The following is a 15416-nucleotide window of genomic DNA, read 5'->3' on the forward strand; positions in this document are numbered from 1 at the left end:
GTGCGTGTGCCTTGTCTTCGGTTCTGGTCAACCCCGGGGCCGCCGTCCCGGGCCCCGGGTACAACGGGCAGATCAGCCACTCACACCGCGGCTGAGCTCCCACAGCTGGAGGGTCGAGGACGAGTTCAGCGCGTACGCCGTGCCCGTGATGTCGTCTCGGGCGGCGATGAACTCCTTGCCCTGCCACAGCGGCAGGTAGGGGACGTCCTCGGCGACCTTGTCCTGAATCGCCGTCAGGCTCTTCTCGGCGGCGGCGCGGTCGGCCTCGCGGCGGGACTGCGGGATCAGGGTGCTGATGATCTCGCTGTTGGAGTACGGCGACTTGAGGAAGTTGTCCTTGTCGACGAACGGCGCGAGGAAGTTGTCCGCGTCGGGGAAGTCGGGGAACCAGCCCATGCCGTAGACCGCGTACTCGCCCTTGCGCTCGGCGGGGACGAAGGTCTTCCAGGGGCTGCCCTTGATGGTGACGTCGAACAGGCCGCTGTCGTTGAGCTGCTTCTGCAGGACCTCGAACTCCTGCTTGGTGGCGGCGCCGTAGTGGTCGGTGGTGTAGTTCAGGGTCAGCTTCACCGGCGTGCTGACGTCCGCCTTCTCCAGCAGGTCCTTGGCCTTGCCGACGCTGGGGTCGCCGTACTTGTTGAAGAACGAGTTGGAGTGGCCGGTGACGGAGGCCGGGACCAGCGAGAAGAGCGGCTCGGCCTGGGTGCCGTACACCTGGGAGACGAGCTGGGTGCGGTCGATCACCTGGGCGATCGCCTGGCGGACGGCCTTGGTCTCGACCCCGGGCGCGTCGGTGTTGAAGGCGAGGTAGCGGGTGCCGAGGCCGGCCACGTCCACCATGTCGATGCCGTTGCCGCCGGAGGTGGCGGTGGAGAGCTTCTTGATCTGCTCCGGCGTCATGGTGCGGGTCATGACGTCGATGTCACCCTTTTCGAGAGCCGCGCCCATGGCGTCGGCGTCGTCGAAGGAGACGAGCTCGGCCTTGTCGTTGTTCACCTTCAGCGTCCCCTTGTAGTGGGGGTTCTTGGTGAACACGGCGCGGGTCATGTCGTCGCCGTCGGTCTCGGCCTTGAGGGTGTAGGGGCCGGAGCCGTCCACCTCGAAGCCGTCGCGCAGCTTGCCCTTGTCGTAGTCGTCGGGGTTGACGATGCCCGCGACCGGCGTGGACAGCTTGAACGGGAAGGTGGCGTCGGCGGTGTTGAGGTGGAAGATCACCTCGCGCTCGCCCTTGGTCTCGACGGTGTCGATGGTCGACAGCAGTCCGGAGGGGCCACCTTCGGCCTTGATGGCGATGGCGCGGTCGATGGAGAACTTGACGTCCTCGGCGGTGACCTTGTCGCCGTTGGCGAATTCCAGGCCGTCGCGCAGCGTGCAGGCGTAGCGCTCGTTGCCGCTGTCGGTGAAGCCGCAGCTCTCGGCGGCCTCGGGGACGGGCTTGCCCTCGCCCTTGGGCTGGATCATCAGGGTCTGCACCGTCTGGCGCAGGATGTTCCAGGTGCCGACGTCGTAGGCGTAGGCGGGGTCGAGGGGCGCCGGGATGTCCTTCGTAGCGGTGAACCGGTCGGTGGTGCCCACGACGATGGCGTCGCCGCCGCCGCTGCCGCTGTCGGACCCGCCGCAGGCGGCGAGAACGGGCGCGAGCAGGCCCACTACGGCCGGCAGCACCAAGGTTTTGCGGTTCATGCTCGAGTTTCTCCAGCGTCGAGTCCGTGTATCCGGCATGCAGGGGTGTCGCAGCGGATCACGGGGAAGTGCGATGTTCTCGCGACGAGATTAGTCCGCGCCCGCACGAGGGCTGGCGGCCACCGGAGTTGAAACCCCATCACGCTGTGGAACCGGATGCGGACGGACCGAAAACCCGACAGCGGAAGGATTCGGTGCAGCAATCCATCAATCGGGACACATGGGCACGCCGATACCCCCCGATCGGGGGTGCCCGGCGCGTGGGATCCCACCCCTGACACCCCGACGGAGTGGTGAACGTCACACATCCGGCAGGGGTGGCGGGGAGTGGAATTCGGCCGTCTGCGTTGATCGGAATTTCCGTGGCGGGACGGCGCCGAATTCCTCTCCAAACGAGGGTGCGCCGGGGCGGCAATGATCGCGGGCGCGACGGCTAACGGCGGTGCACGCTGGGTGAACGTCTATCGCATTTCCGTCATCAGACCGCGCAGAAATGCCACGTCGACCTGTTCCAGCGAGGGCACGACGGTCCGCCGGACGGCCGGGGCGATCGGGGCCACGGACGGCACGGCCACCACCTGGCAGCCCGCCGCCTCGGCCGCCGCGACGCCGGTCGCGGTGTCCTCGATGACGGCGCACCGGGCCGGATCGGCTCCCAGGCCGGTGGCGGCGAGCAGATACGGATCCGGGTACGGCTTGGTGCGCGAGACCTCGTCGCCGGCCACGGTCAGGGTGAAGTGGTGGGGGCCGAGGGAGGTCAGGACGCGGTCGATGATGCGCCGGTGGGAGGCGGAGACCAGGGCCGTCGGGATCTCGTGCTCGTAGAGCTCGGCGAGCAGCCGGGTGGCGCCCGGCATGAGCGGCAGAGCGCGCCCGATGCGCTCCTCGAACCCGTCGTTGAGCAGGACGGTGAGTTCGGCGAGGGTGATGTCGGCTCCGGTGGCCTCGATCAGGAATCCGGCACTGCGGGTCATGGGACCGCCGACCACGACGTGCCGCCAGGTCTCGTCCAGGGTGTGGCCGAGGGCGCCGAAGACCTCGACCTCGACGTCCCACCAGAAGCCCTCGGTGTCCACCAGGGTGCCGTCCATGTCGAGGAGCACCGCCTGCAGGGCGGAGCCTTCGGCCGTGCGTGTTCCGAGGGCGGGGACTGTGCTGGTCATCCACGTACCTCCGTCGGGGGACGAGCAGGCCGGTTCCCCGGACAGGGAACCGGCCTGCAGTGGACCGACCAGTGTACGACTTATCGGATCAGCGTGCTGTGCGGCACGCCTCAGCGCGCGTTGAAGTACTTCGCCTCGGGGTGGTGGATGACGATCGCGTCCGTGGACTGCTCGGGGTGCAGCTGGAACTCCTCGGACAGGTGGACACCGATCCGCTCGGGCTGGAGCAGCTCGGCGATCTTCGCGCGGTCCTCCAGGTTGGGGCAGGCCCCGTAGCCCAGCGAGAAACGGGCACCGCGGTACTTCAGCTCGAACATGTCTTCGATCGCGGCGGGGTCCTCGCCGGCGAAGCCCAGCTCCGAGCGCACGCGCGCGTGCCAGTACTCGGCGAGCGCCTCGGCCAGCTGCACGGACAGGCCGTGCAGTTCGAGGTAGTCGCGGTAGGAGTTCGACTCGAAGAGGCGGGCCGTCTCCTCGCCGATGCGGGAGCCGACGGTGACGACCTGGAGGCCGACGACATCGGTCTCCCCCGACTCCTCCGGGCGGAAGAAGTCGGCCAGACACAGCCGGCGGCCGCGGCGCTGGCGCGGGAAGGTGAAGCGGGTGCGCTCGTTGCCGCGTTCGTCCAGGATGATCAGGTCGTCGTCCTTGGACACGCACGGGAAGTACCCGTGGACGACGGCGGCCTCCAGGAGGTTCTCCGTCTGGAGGCGGTCCAGCAGACCGCGCAGGCGCGGCCGGCCCTCGGTCTCGACGAGCTCCTCGTACGTCGGGCCCTCGCCGGTGCGGGCCTGCTTCAGGCCCCACTGCCCCTTGAACAGGGCGCCCTCGTCGAGCCAGCCGGCGTACTCCTTGAGCGGGATGCCCTTGATGATCCGGGTGCCCCAGAACGGCGGCTCGGGGACGCGGTTGTCGGTGGCCACGTCGGAGCGCACATGCCCCTCCTCGGGGCGCTCCTCGATCTCCACGGCGGCGGCGCGCACCCGGCGCTGCTTCAGCTCGGGCAGCTTCGCCCCGGGCACGCCCCGCTTGACGCCGATGAGGGCGTCCATGAGGCGCAGTCCCTCGAAGGCGTCCCGGGCGTAGCGCACCTCGCCCTCGTACAGCTCGTGCAGGTCCTGCTCGACGTACGCGCGCGTGAGGGCGGCGCCGCCGAGGATGACCGGGAACTTCGCCGCCAGGCCGCGCTGGTTGAGCTCCTCCAGGTTCTCCTTCATGATCACCGTGGACTTGACCAGCAGGCCGGACATGCCGATGACGTCGGCGCGGTGCTCCTCGGCGGCGTCCAGGATCGCGGAGACCGGCTGCTTGATGCCGAGGTTGACGACGTTGTAGCCGTTGTTGGACAGGATGATGTCGACGAGGTTCTTGCCGATGTCGTGCACGTCGCCGCGCACGGTCGCCAGCACGATGGTGCCCTTGCCCTCGGCGTCGGACTTCTCCATGTGCGGTTCGAGGTAGGCGACGGCGGCCTTCATGACCTCGGCGGACTGCAGGACGAACGGCAGCTGCATCTGGCCGGAGCCGAACAGCTCGCCGACGACCTTCATGCCGTCCAGGAGGGTCTCGTTGACGATGTCCAGGGCGGGCCGGTCCCGCAGGGCCTCGTCGAGGTCGGCCTCCAGGCCGTTCTTCTCGCCGTCGATGATGCGGCGCTTGAGGCGCTCGTCCAGCGGCAGGGCGGCCAGCTCCTCGGCCTTGCCGGCCTTGAGGGACTTGGCGGTGGCGCCCTCGAACAGCGCCATCAGCTTCTGCAGCGGGTCGTAGCCCTCGGCACGGCGGTCGTAGATGAGGTCGAGGGCCGTCCGCACCTCCTCCTCGGAGAAGCGCGCGATCGGCAGGATCTTCGAGGCGTGCACGATCGCCGAGTCCAGACCCGCCTTGACGCACTCGTCCAGGAAGACCGAGTTCAGCAGGATGCGGGCGGCCGGGTTGAGACCGAAGGAGATGTTGGACAGGCCGAGGGTGGTCTGCACGTCCGGGTGACGGCGCTTGAGCTCGCGGATCGCCTCGATGGTGGCGATGCCGTCCTTGCGGGACTCCTCCTGACCGGTGCAGATGGTGAAGGTCAGGGTGTCGATGAGGATGTCCGACTCGTGGATGCCCCAGTTCGTCGTCAGGTCGTCGATCAGCCGTTCGGCGATCTCGACCTTCTTCTCGGGGGTACGGGCCTGGCCCTCCTCGTCGATGGTCAGCGCGATGAGCGCGGCGCCGTGCTCCTGGGCCAACCGGGTGACCTTGGCGAAGCGCGACTCGGGGCCGTCGCCGTCCTCGTAGTTCACCGAGTTGATCACCGCGCGGCCGCCGAGCTTCTCCAGGCCCGCCCGGATGACCTCGACCTCGGTGGAGTCCAGGACGATCGGCAGGGTGGAGGCGGTGGCCAGGCGACCGGCCAGCTCCTCCATGTCGGCGACGCCGTCGCGGCCGACGTAGTCCACGCAGAGGTCGAGCATGTGCGCGCCCTCGCGGATCTGCTCGCGGGCCATCTCGACGCAGTCGTCCCAGCGGGCCTCCAGCATGGCCTCGCGGAACTTCTTGGAGCCGTTGGCGTTGGTGCGCTCACCGATGGCCAGGTACGAGGTGTCCTGGCGGAAGGGGACGGTCTGGTAGAGGGAGGCGGCGCCGGGCTCGGGCTGCGGGTGCCGCTCCACGGGGGTGAGCTCGCGGACGCGCTCGACGACCTGGCGCAGGTGCTCGGGGGTGGTGCCGCAGCAGCCGCCGACCAGGGAGAGGCCGTAGTCCAGGACGAAGTTCTCCTGGGCGTCGGCCAGACCCTCGGGGCCGAGCGGGAAGTGGGCGCCGTCCTTGGTGAGGACGGGCAGACCGGCGTTCGGCATGCACAGCAGCGGGATGCGGGAGTGCCGGGTGAGGTAGCGCAGGTGCTCGCTCATCTCGGCCGGGCCGGTGGAGCAGTTCAGGCCGATCATGTCGACGCCGAGCGGCTCCAGCGCGGTGAGCGCGGCGCCGATCTCGGAGCCGAGCAGCATGGTGCCGGTGGTCTCGAAGGCCATGGAGACGAACAGCGGGACCTCGACGCCGGTGGAATCCATGGCGCGGCGGGCGCCCAGGATCGACGCCTTGGTCTGCAGCAGGTCCTGGGTGGTCTCCACGATCAGGGCGTCGGCGCCGCCGGCGAGCAGGCCCTCCGCGTTCTGCTGGAAGCCGTCGCGGAGGGTGGTGTACGGGACGTGCCCGAGGGTGGGGAGCTTGGTGCCGGGGCCGATGGAGCCGAGCACCCAGCGCGGGCGCCCGTCGCGCGCGGAATAGGCGTCGGCGGTCTCGCGGGCGATGCGGGCGCCGGCCTCGGAGAGTTCGTGGACGCGCTCGGCGATGTCGTACTCGGCCATGGCCGCGTGGTTGGCGCCGAAGGTGTTCGTCTCGACGCAGTCGACGCCGGCGTCGAAGTACGCCTCGTGGACCGAGCGGACGATGTCGGGGCGCGTGAGGTTGAGGATCTCGTTGCACCCTTCGAGGTTCTCGAAGTCCTCGAGGGTGGGCTCCTGGGCCTGGAGCATGGTGCCCATGGCTCCGTCGGCGACCACCACACGGGTGGCCAGCGCCTCACGGAGCGCGGACACACGGGTCCGGCTGTCGGCGGAAGGGGGCGGCGGCACAGAGGCCATGAATGGGCTCCTTCGGGTGCGACGGCTGTCGGCTTTACGGCCCCCGGGCCCCACCACGTGCGCGCGGTCGGCGCCGAGGGAGCGCACGCCGTCAGGGTATCCGGGACCGAGGGCTTATGGTCAGGGCGTCCACGGGGCGGACGGGGTGGCTCCAGCGCCACTCGGGTGACTCCGGAGGGACGCGTGGCGAAACACATGTCGACCGACCATTAGCGGGAGGTCGGCATGGACCGGTAGTGTTCGACATTGCCGAACGGGGGTAGTTCACACTACGAAAGGGCCGGTCGGCCGGACGAAGGGGACGGAGGCACGGCGGCGATGGCACGGAACATCCAGTCGCTCGAAAGGGCGGCCGCGATGCTGCGGCTGCTCGCGGGCGGCGAGCGGCGGCTCGGCCTGTCGGACATCGCCTCGGCCCTTGGCCTGGCCAAGGGCACCGCCCACGGCATCCTGCGCACCCTCCAGCTGGAGGGATTCGTCGAGCAGGACGAGGCCTCGGGCCGCTATCAGCTGGGCGCGGAGCTGCTGCGCCTGGGCACCACGTATCTCGACGTGCACGAGCTGCGCGCGCGTGCCCTGGTCTGGACGGACGATCTGGCCCGCTCCAGCGGCGAGAGCGTGCACCTGGGCGTGCTGCACCAGCAGGGCGTCCTGGTCGTGCACCACGTGTTCCGGCCCGACGACAGCCGGCAGGTGCTGGAGATCGGCGCCATGCAGCCGCTGCACTCCACGGCCCTGGGCAAGGTCCTGTCGGCCTACGACCCGGTGGCCCACAGCGAGGCCCTGGAGGCCGACCGCAAGGCGTTCACGGACCGCACGGTGTGCGACCTGGACGATTTCGAGCAGCTCCTCGACATCACGCGCGCGCGTGGCTACGCGGCCGACGTCGAGGAGACCTGGGAGGGCGTCGCGTCCATCGCCGCGCCCATCCACGACCGGCGCCGCATGCCCGTGGGCGCGGTGGGCATCACCGGCGCCGTGGAGCGGGTGTGCCGGGACGGGGAGCTGCGCCCCGAGCTGATCGCGGCGGTACGGGACTGTGCCCGCGCGGTGTCGCGGGACCTGGGCGCCGGACGGTTCTGAGGAGCCGGGCCGGGCCCAGCGCAAACGGAGGGAGCTGCCGGGACGTCGGGCGACGTTCCGGCCTCAGTCGTACCCTGACACAACAGGCAAACCGCCCACGCCGTACGCCCCATGACCGTTCCCCTGCCATAAGCGGCCGACCAGGCAAGATCGATAACCCGCAGCGATCAATAACGATCAGGTTTTCGATAACAGCACTCTTGACGCGCAGGTGACGCCGGAGCAAGACTCCCGTCCATCGGTCGGCATTGTCGAACACCTACCGGCAATACACGCTAGAGTGTGACAACGCCAAGGGCCGGCAGCTCTCACCCCCGAGGGCGCTCGAACCACCCGGTGGGACCCGGGGTTCGGCTTCCCTGGACGAAGGACAAAGGAGTCGCGGGTGTCCAGCTCCGACATCTTCATCGGCGAGACCATCGGTACCGCCATACTCATCCTGCTCGGCGGTGGCGTCTGCGCCGCCGTCACGCTGAAGGCCTCCAAGGCCCGCAACGCCGGCTGGCTCGCCATCACCTTCGGGTGGGGCTTCGCAGTGCTCACGGCGGTCTACACCTCGGCGCCGCTGTCCGGCGCCCATCTGAACCCGGCCGTGACGCTCGCGCTCGCGATCAAGGACGACGACTGGAGCAACGTCCCCACCTACTGGGGCGGACAGCTGCTCGGCGCCATGATCGGCGCGACCCTGGTCTGGGTCGCCTACTACGGCCAGTTCCAGGCGCACCTCACCGACAAGGAGATCGTCGGCGGTCCGGGTGCGCAGACCACGTCGGCGAAGGCCGTCGAGGCCCAGGAGCAGGGCGCCGGCCCCGTCCTCGGCATCTTCTCCACCGGTCCGGAGATCCGGAACGCCGTGCAGAACCTCGCCACGGAGATCATCGGCACCATCGTGCTCGTGCTCGCCGTCCTCACTCAGGGCCTCAACGACAAGGGCAACGGCCTGGGCACCCTGGGCGCCCTCGTCACGGCGCTCGTGGTCGTCTCGATCGGTCTCTCCCTCGGTGGCCCGACCGGCTACGCGATCAACCCGGCCCGTGACCTCGGCCCGCGTATCGTGCACGCCCTCCTGCCCCTGCCCAACAAGGGCGGCTCCGACTGGGGCTACGCCTGGATCCCGGTCGTCGGTCCGCTGATCGGCGGGGCGATCGCCGCAGGCATCTACAACGTCGCTTTCGCCTAAGAGCACCAGTAGAAGCAGTCGTAGACCGACCCCTCACTCACGGAAACCCAGGAGCACACAGTGACCGACGCCCACACCGCCGGCCCCTTCATCGCCGCCATCGACCAGGGCACCACCTCCAGCCGCTGCATCATCTTCGACCGGGACGGCCGTATCGTCTCCGTCGACCAGAAGGAGCACGAGCAGATCTTCCCGAAGCCGGGCTGGGTCGAGCACGACGCCAACGAGATCTGGACCAACGTCCAGGAGGTCGTCGCCGGAGCGGTCGAGAAGGCCGGCATCACCCGTGACGACATCAAGGCCATCGGCATCACCAACCAGCGCGAGACCACTCTGCTCTGGGACAAGAACACCGGCGAGCCCGTCCACAACGCCATCGTCTGGCAGGACACCCGCACCGACGCCCTGTGCAAGGAGCTCGGCCGCAACGTCGGCCAGGACCGCTTCCGCCGCGAGACGGGCCTCCCCCTGGCCTCGTACTTCGCCGGTCCGAAGGCCCGCTGGCTGCTGGACAACGTCGAGGGCCTGCGCGAGCGCGCCGAGGCCGGCGACATCCTCTTCGGCACCATGGACACCTGGGTCATCTGGAACCTGACCGGCGGTGTCGACGGCGGCAAGCACTACACCGACGTCACCAACGCCTCCCGCACCCTGCTGATGAACCTCCACACGCTGGAGTGGGACGAGAAGATCGCCGAGTCCATCGGTGTGCCGCTCGCGATGCTCCCGGAGATCCGCTCCTCCGCCGAGGTCTACGGCGAGATCAAGGGCGGCAAGCTGGGCGACCTGCTCGGCGGCATCCCGGTCGCCTCCGCGCTCGGCGACCAGCAGGCGGCCCTGTTCGGCCAGACCTGCTTCTCCGAGGGCGAGGCCAAGTCGACGTACGGCACCGGCACGTTCATGCTGATGAACACCGGCGAGAAGATCATCAACTCGTACTCGGGCCTGCTCACCACCGTCGGCTACCGCATCGGCGACCAGGCCCCGGTCTACGCCCTGGAAGGCTCCATCGCCGTCACCGGTTCGCTGGTGCAGTGGATGCGCGACCAGATGGGCCTGATCTCCACCGCCGCCGAGATCGAGACGCTCGCGCTCTCCGTCGAGGACAACGGCGGCGCCTACTTCGTGCCGGCCTTCTCCGGCCTGTTCGCCCCGCACTGGCGCTCCGACGCCCGCGGTGTGATCGCCGGCCTCACCCGGTACGTCACCAAGGCGCACCTGGCGCGCGCCGTCCTGGAGGCCACCGCCTGGCAGACCCGTGAGATCACCGACGCCATGACGAAGGACTCCGGCGTCGAGCTCGCGGCCCTCAAGGTCGACGGCGGCATGACCTCCAACAACCTGCTGATGCAGACCCTCTCGGACTTCCTGGACGCCCCCGTGGTGCGCCCGATGGTCGCCGAGACGACCTGCCTCGGCGCCGCCTACGCCGCCGGTCTCGCCGTCGGCTTCTGGACCAGCACCGACGACCTGCGCGCCAACTGGCGCCGGGCCGCCGAGTGGACCCCCCGCATGGACGCGGAGACCCGCGACCGTGAGTACAAGACCTGGCTCAAGGCCGTCGAGCGGACCATGGGCTGGATCGAGGACGAGAGCTGACGAAAGCTCCTGACGGCTTTCGAACGCTCTGATGAGGAGTAAGAACCCGATATGACCAGTCAGTCCACCCTCCCGTCCGTGCCTGCCCTCGGTACGCGCCCGGCCTCCGGCTCCAACCCGAGCCGCGCCGAGACCCGGGAGCAACTCGCCAAGGCGTCGTACGACCTTCTCGTGATCGGCGGCGGCATCCTGGGCATCTCCACCGCCTGGCACGCCGCGCAGTCCGGCCTGAGGGTGGCACTGGTCGACGCCGGCGACTTCGCCGGCGCCACCTCCTCCGCCTCCTCCAAGCTGCTCCACGGCGGTCTGCGCTACCTGCAGACCGGCGCGGTGAAGCTGGTGGCGGAGAACCACTTCGAGCGCCGTGCGGTCTCCCGCCAGGTGGCCCCCCACCTGGCGAACCCGCTCACGTTCTACCTCCCCGTGTACAAGGGCGGGCCGCACGGCGCCGCGAAGCTCGGTGCGGGCGTCTTCGCCTACTCCGCGCTCTCCGCGTTCGGTGACGGCGTCGGCCACCTCCTGTCCCCCGCCAAGGCGGCGCAGGACGTGCCGGAGCTGCGCACCGACAACCTCAAGGCCGTCGCCGTCTACGGCGACGACCAGATGAACGACGCGCGCATGGCGCTGATGACGGTCCGCGCGGCCGTCGAGGCGGGCGCGGTCGTGCTCAACCACGCCGAGGTCACCGGCCTGCGCTTCACCAAGGGCCGGGTGACCGGGGCGGACCTGAAGGACCGCACGACGGGTGACGAGTTCGGCGTCAACGCCCGTCTGGTGCTCAACGCGACCGGCCCGTGGGTCGATCACCTGCGTCGTATGGAGGACCCGAATGCCGCGCCGTCGATCCGTCTGTCGAAGGGCGCGCATCTGGTCCTGAAGCGGACCTCCCCGTGGAAGGCCGCGCTCGCGACCCCCATCGACAAGTACCGCATCACCTTCGCCCTCCCCTGGGAGGACATGCTCCTGCTCGGCACGACCGACGAGGAGTTCGAGGGAGACCCGGCGGATGTCGCGGTCACCGAGAAGGACATAGCCCAGATCCTGGACGAGGCCGCGTTCTCCATCCGGGACCAGCAGCTCTCCCGTGACCTGATCACCTACTCCTTCGCCGGTCTGCGGGTGCTGCCGGGCGGCCCCGGCGACACCGCCAAGGCCAAGCGCGAGACGGTGGTCACGGAGGGCCGTGGCGGCATGCTGTCCGTCGCGGGCGGCAAGTGGACGACGTTCCGGCACATCGGCCGCACGGTGATGAAGAAGCTGGAGGCCCTGCCGGGCCACCCGCTGGGCGACGACTTCGAGCCGATCAACTCGCTGCCGAAGAAGCTGCCGCTGCCCGGCGTCGCCAACCCGCGCGCGGTGGCCCACCGGCTGCTCGTCGACAACCCGGCGCCCGGCCCGCGCATGGCCGCCGACACGGCGAAGCACCTGGCGACCCACTACGGCTCCCTGGCCTTCGACATCGCCCGCCTGGCGAACGAGAACCCGGAGCTGGGGCAGCGCGTGCACCCCGACGCCCCCGAGATCTGGGCGCAGGTCGTGTACGCCCGGGACAACGAGTGGGCCGAGACGGCGGACGACGTGCTGCGCCGCCGTACGACGCTGACGATCCGCGGCCTGGCCACGGACGACGTACGCGCCAAGGTGCAGGACCTGCTCGACAAGAAGTAGACCCCGGCGCCGGCCACTCCCCTGACCGGGCCGGCACGGGCCGGTCCCACCGCACCGGGACCGGCACACGAGAGGGGCGGCTCCCGCCGACGGAGCCGCCCCTCTCGCATGCCGGGCCATAATGGAGGGCCAGACGTCCGACGTCTGGGCGGGAGCAACAGGAGGCCGGCATGGCAGTCACCGACGAGGCGATCGAGAAGATCAAGGACATGATCGTCTCGGGTGCGCTGCGGCCCGGTGACCGACTGCCCAAGGAGAGCGAGCTGGCCGCCGATCTCGGGCTGTCGCGCAACTCCCTGCGGGAGGCGGTGCGCGCGCTGTCGCTGATCCGGATCCTGGACGTCCGGCAGGGCGACGGCACGTACGTGACCAGCCTCGATCCCCAACTGCTCCTGGAGGCGCTGAGTTTCGTGGTGGACTTCCACCGCGACGACACGGTCCTGGAGTTCCTCGCGGTGCGCCGCATCCTGGAGCCGGCCGCGACGGGGATGGCGGCGACGCGCATCAGCGCGCAGCAACTGGACGCGCTGGACGCCCAGTTGGACCGACTCGGCGAGGCGCCCTCCGTGGAGGAACTCGTCGCGGGCGACCTGGAGTTCCATCGCGGGATCGTGGCCGGCTCGGGCAACTCGGTGCTGTGCTCGCTGCTGGACGGCCTGTCCGGGCCGACCACCCGGGCCCGGATCTGGCGCGGTCTGACCCAGGAGGACGCGGTCGCGCGCACGCTGCGCGAGCACCGGGCGATCCTCGCGGCGCTGCGGGACCGGGACGCGGAGGCGGCGCGCTCCTGGGCCACGGTGCACATCGCGAGCGTGGAGCAGTGGCTGCGCAGCTCACTGTGAGGGCCCGTGATCGTCGTGGGGTGTTCCGGGGTGGCGAACGGGGCAGTGATCCGTTCACTCCCCCGTGCAAGGGGGCTGCGGGCGCCCCCGCCGCACGCCGTAAGGTTGGGTGGTCAGGCGAGGGCATGTTGGAAGGAGGCGCTGGGTGATCGAGCTCGAGGGGGTTCCCGAGCTGATCGACCCGGTCATGGTGGCCGCGTTCGAGGGCTGGAACGATGCCGGCGACGCCGCCTCCACCGCGGTCGCGCATCTGGAGAGGGAATGGAAGGGCGAGGTGTTCGCGGCGCTCGACGCCGAGGACTACTACGACTTCCAGGTGAACCGCCCCACGGTGTTCATGGACGGCGGTGTCCGCAAGATCACCTGGCCGACGACAAGGTTGTCGGTGGTGCGGGTCGGCGGCGAGAAGCCGCGGGACCTGGTGCTCGTACGCGGCATCGAACCGTCCATGCGCTGGCGGTCGTTCTGCAACGAGCTGCTGGGCTTCGCCCACGAGTTGGGGGTGGAGCTGGTGGTCATCCTGGGCGCGCTGCTCGGTGACACCCCGCACACCCGTCCGGTCCCGATCAGCGGGACCACGTCCGACCCGGACCTGGCCCGCCGGATGGATCTGGAGGAGACCAAGTACGAGGGGCCCACGGGCATCGTCGGCGTCCTCCAGGAGGCCTGCACGCACGCGGGCGTGCCCGCGGTCAGCCTCTGGGCGGCCGTGCCGCATTACGTCTCGCAGCCGCCGAACCCCAAGGCCACGCTGGCCCTGCTGAACCGGCTGGAGGACCTGATCGACGTGCGCATCCCGCTGGGCGAGCTGCCCGAGGACGCGCGCGCGTGGCAGGTGGGCGTGGACCAGCTGGCGGCGGAGGACAGCGAGGTCGCGGAGTACGTGCAGACGCTGGAGGAGGCCCGCGACACCGCGGAGCTGCCGGAGGCGTCCGGCGAGGCGATCGCCCGCGAGTTCGAGCGGTATCTGCGGCGCCGCGACGGGGGCGGCCCCGTGGACCCGGGCGAGCGGACCCGCCCGCCGAGGCCGTCGAAGCCGGGCGCGGACTCCGCGGACCCCTCCGAGTCCGCCGGGCCCTCCGAGTCCCCGGGCCCCTCCGAGTCCGCCGGGCCCTTCGACTCCCCCGAGTCCCCCGGGTCTTCCGGCCCCTCCGGGTCTTCCGACCCCGGTGAGGACGATTCGTCGGAGGACTGAGGCGACGGCCGGACCTGCCGGACCGACAGAACCCGGACGAGGGGCGTTCCCATGGAGCGCCCCTCGTCCGGGTTCTGGTGTTCTCGTGTCAGAGCGCGACGCCGAGCAGGGCGTCGACCGCCCGCGAGACGACGCCGGGGGCTCCGGCGTCCGTGCCGCCCTCGCGTTCCTGGAGTTCGGCCCAGCGGTCGACGGCGGCCAGGGCGGCCGGGGCGTCGAGGTCGTTCGCCAGGGCCTCGCGGATCTCCTCGACGAGAGCCTCGGCGGGCGGCCCGTCGGGGCGGGAGACCGCGGAACGCCAGCGGCCGAGCCGGGCGAGCGCGTCCTGGAGCACCTCGTCGGTCCACTCCCAGTCGGCCCGGTAGTGGTGGCCGAGCAGGGCGAGCCGGATGGCGGCCGGGTCGACGCCGTCGCGCCGCAGCTGCGACACGAAGACGAGGTTGCCCTTGGATTTGGACATCTTCTCGCCGTGCAGGGCGACCATGCCGGCGTGGACGTACGCCTTGGCCATCGGGAACTCGCCGGTGAGCACCTGGGCGTGGGAGGCGCCCATCTCGTGGTGCGGGAAGGCGAGGTCGGAGCCGCCGCCCTGGACGTCGAAGCCCATGCCGAGGTGGTCCAGGGCGATGGCCACGCACTCGATGTGCCAGCCGGGCCGGCCGGGGCCGAGCGAGCCGCCGTCCCAGCTGGGCTCGCCCGGGCGGGCGGCCATCCACAGCATCGGGTCGAGCGGGTTCTTCTTGCCGGGACGCTCGGGGTCGCCGCCGCGCTCGGCGGACAGCAGCCGCATGGCGGCGGCGTCCAGTCCGGAGACCTTGCCGAAGTTCGGGTCCGACTCCACGGAGAAGTAGATGTCCCCGTCGAGCTCGTACGCGGCGCCGAGCTCACGCAGGCGCTCGACCAGCGGCACGATGCCCGGTATCGCCTCGACGGCGCCGATGTAGTGCTGCGGCGGGAGCATCCGCAGCGCGGTCATGTCCTCGCGGAAGAGGGCGGTCTCCTTCTCGGCGAGGGCGACCCAGTCGACGTTGTCCCGCTCGGCGCGCTCCAGGAGCGGGTCGTCGACGTCGGTGACGTTCTGGACGTAGTGAACCTGCCGCTTGGTGTCGAGCCACACGCGCTGTACGAGGTCGAACGCGTTGTACGTCGCCGCGTGGCCGATGTGGGTGGCGTCGTACGGGGTGATGCCGCAGACGTAGATGCGGGCGACGGGACCGGGGTCCAGGGTGACCGGGCCGCCGGTCGCGGTGTCGTGGATCCTGAGGTCGCGGCCCTGACCGGGCAGGGCGGGGACCTCGGAAGCGGGCCAGGCATGCATGTCATGAGCGTAACCGGACCGGAGTTCGGTATACGAACCGGAGGGGGCCGGGTTGGCCGGGA

At 70.2% G+C, this 15416-nt stretch carries 10 protein-coding genes; 6 read left to right on the forward strand and 4 right to left on the reverse strand.

Annotated features, from left to right (window positions below):
- Positions 1-72 precede the first annotated feature (72 nt).
- The 3 genes from ACZ5NW_RS26665 to metH form a co-directional block, all read right to left on the reverse strand.
- Positions 73-1683, reverse strand: a complete 1611-nt coding sequence (locus ACZ5NW_RS26665) for an ABC transporter substrate-binding protein (RefSeq protein WP_468746448.1) — start codon at positions 1681-1683, stop codon at positions 73-75.
- A gap of 461 nt (positions 1684-2144) precedes the next feature.
- Positions 2145-2846: an HAD family hydrolase gene (locus tag ACZ5NW_RS26670; protein WP_468746449.1), complete on the reverse strand. Its 702-nt coding sequence runs from the start codon at positions 2844-2846 to the stop codon at positions 2145-2147.
- A 110-nt stretch (positions 2847-2956) separates the two neighbouring features.
- Complete coding sequence (gene metH, locus ACZ5NW_RS26675) at positions 2957-6469, reverse strand: methionine synthase (RefSeq protein ID WP_468746450.1); 3513 nt, start codon at positions 6467-6469, stop codon at positions 2957-2959.
- 318 nt (positions 6470-6787) lie between these two features.
- Between metH and ACZ5NW_RS26680 the strand changes: the two genes are divergently transcribed.
- The 6 genes from ACZ5NW_RS26680 to ACZ5NW_RS26705 all read left to right on the forward strand — a co-directional run bounded on the left by ACZ5NW_RS26680 (position 6788) and on the right by ACZ5NW_RS26705 (position 14036).
- Entirely contained in the window at positions 6788-7552 is a 765-nt protein-coding gene (locus tag ACZ5NW_RS26680) for an IclR family transcriptional regulator (protein ID WP_468746451.1), read from the forward strand.
- A gap of 385 nt (positions 7553-7937) precedes the next feature.
- Positions 7938-8732 (forward strand): MIP/aquaporin family protein, encoded by a 795-nt coding sequence (locus ACZ5NW_RS26685; protein WP_468746452.1) that lies wholly within the window; start codon positions 7938-7940, stop codon positions 8730-8732.
- A 60-nt stretch (positions 8733-8792) separates the two neighbouring features.
- Entirely contained in the window at positions 8793-10331 is a 1539-nt protein-coding gene (glpK, locus tag ACZ5NW_RS26690; protein ID WP_468746453.1) for a glycerol kinase GlpK, read from the forward strand.
- 51 nt (positions 10332-10382) lie between these two features.
- On the forward strand, positions 10383-11999 hold the full coding sequence (locus ACZ5NW_RS26695; protein ID WP_468746454.1) for a glycerol-3-phosphate dehydrogenase/oxidase: 1617 nt from the start codon (positions 10383-10385) through the stop codon (positions 11997-11999).
- 170 nt (positions 12000-12169) lie between these two features.
- Positions 12170-12841 carry a FadR/GntR family transcriptional regulator gene (locus ACZ5NW_RS26700; RefSeq protein WP_468746455.1) on the forward strand — a complete coding sequence of 224 codons (672 nt, stop codon included), beginning with the start codon at positions 12170-12172 and terminating at the stop codon, positions 12839-12841.
- Between the two features lie 145 nt (positions 12842-12986).
- Positions 12987-14036: a PAC2 family protein gene (locus tag ACZ5NW_RS26705; protein WP_468746456.1), complete on the forward strand. Its 1050-nt coding sequence runs from the start codon at positions 12987-12989 to the stop codon at positions 14034-14036.
- 88 nt (positions 14037-14124) lie between these two features.
- On the opposite strand, the gene mshC is transcribed toward ACZ5NW_RS26705, so the two are convergent.
- Positions 14125-15354 (reverse strand): cysteine--1-D-myo-inosityl 2-amino-2-deoxy-alpha-D-glucopyranoside ligase, encoded by a 1230-nt coding sequence (gene mshC, locus ACZ5NW_RS26710; RefSeq protein WP_468746457.1) that lies wholly within the window; start codon positions 15352-15354, stop codon positions 14125-14127.
- Between the last annotated feature and the right edge of the window lie 62 nt (positions 15355-15416).

This window comes from Streptomyces sp. NPDC032126 (assembly GCF_055580085.1).

Bases quoted from the DNA above. Each gene is read 5' to 3' on its own strand.
- ACZ5NW_RS26665 (WP_468746448.1), bottom strand. From the start codon at position 1,683: ATGAACCGCAAAACCTTGGTGCTGCCGGCCGTAGTGGGCCTGCTCGCG.
- ACZ5NW_RS26670 (WP_468746449.1), bottom strand. From the start codon at position 2,846: ATGACCAGCACAGTCCCCGCCCTCGGAACACGCACGGCCGAAGGCTCC.
- metH (WP_468746450.1), bottom strand. From the start codon at position 6,469: ATGGCCTCTGTGCCGCCGCCCCCTTCCGCCGACAGCCGGACCCGTGTG.
- ACZ5NW_RS26680 (WP_468746451.1), top strand. From the start codon at position 6,788: ATGGCACGGAACATCCAGTCGCTCGAAAGGGCGGCCGCGATGCTGCGG.
- ACZ5NW_RS26695 (WP_468746454.1), top strand. From the start codon at position 10,383: ATGACCAGTCAGTCCACCCTCCCGTCCGTGCCTGCCCTCGGTACGCGC.
- ACZ5NW_RS26700 (WP_468746455.1), top strand. From the start codon at position 12,170: ATGGCAGTCACCGACGAGGCGATCGAGAAGATCAAGGACATGATCGTC.
- mshC (WP_468746457.1), bottom strand. From the start codon at position 15,354: ATGCATGCCTGGCCCGCTTCCGAGGTCCCCGCCCTGCCCGGTCAGGGC.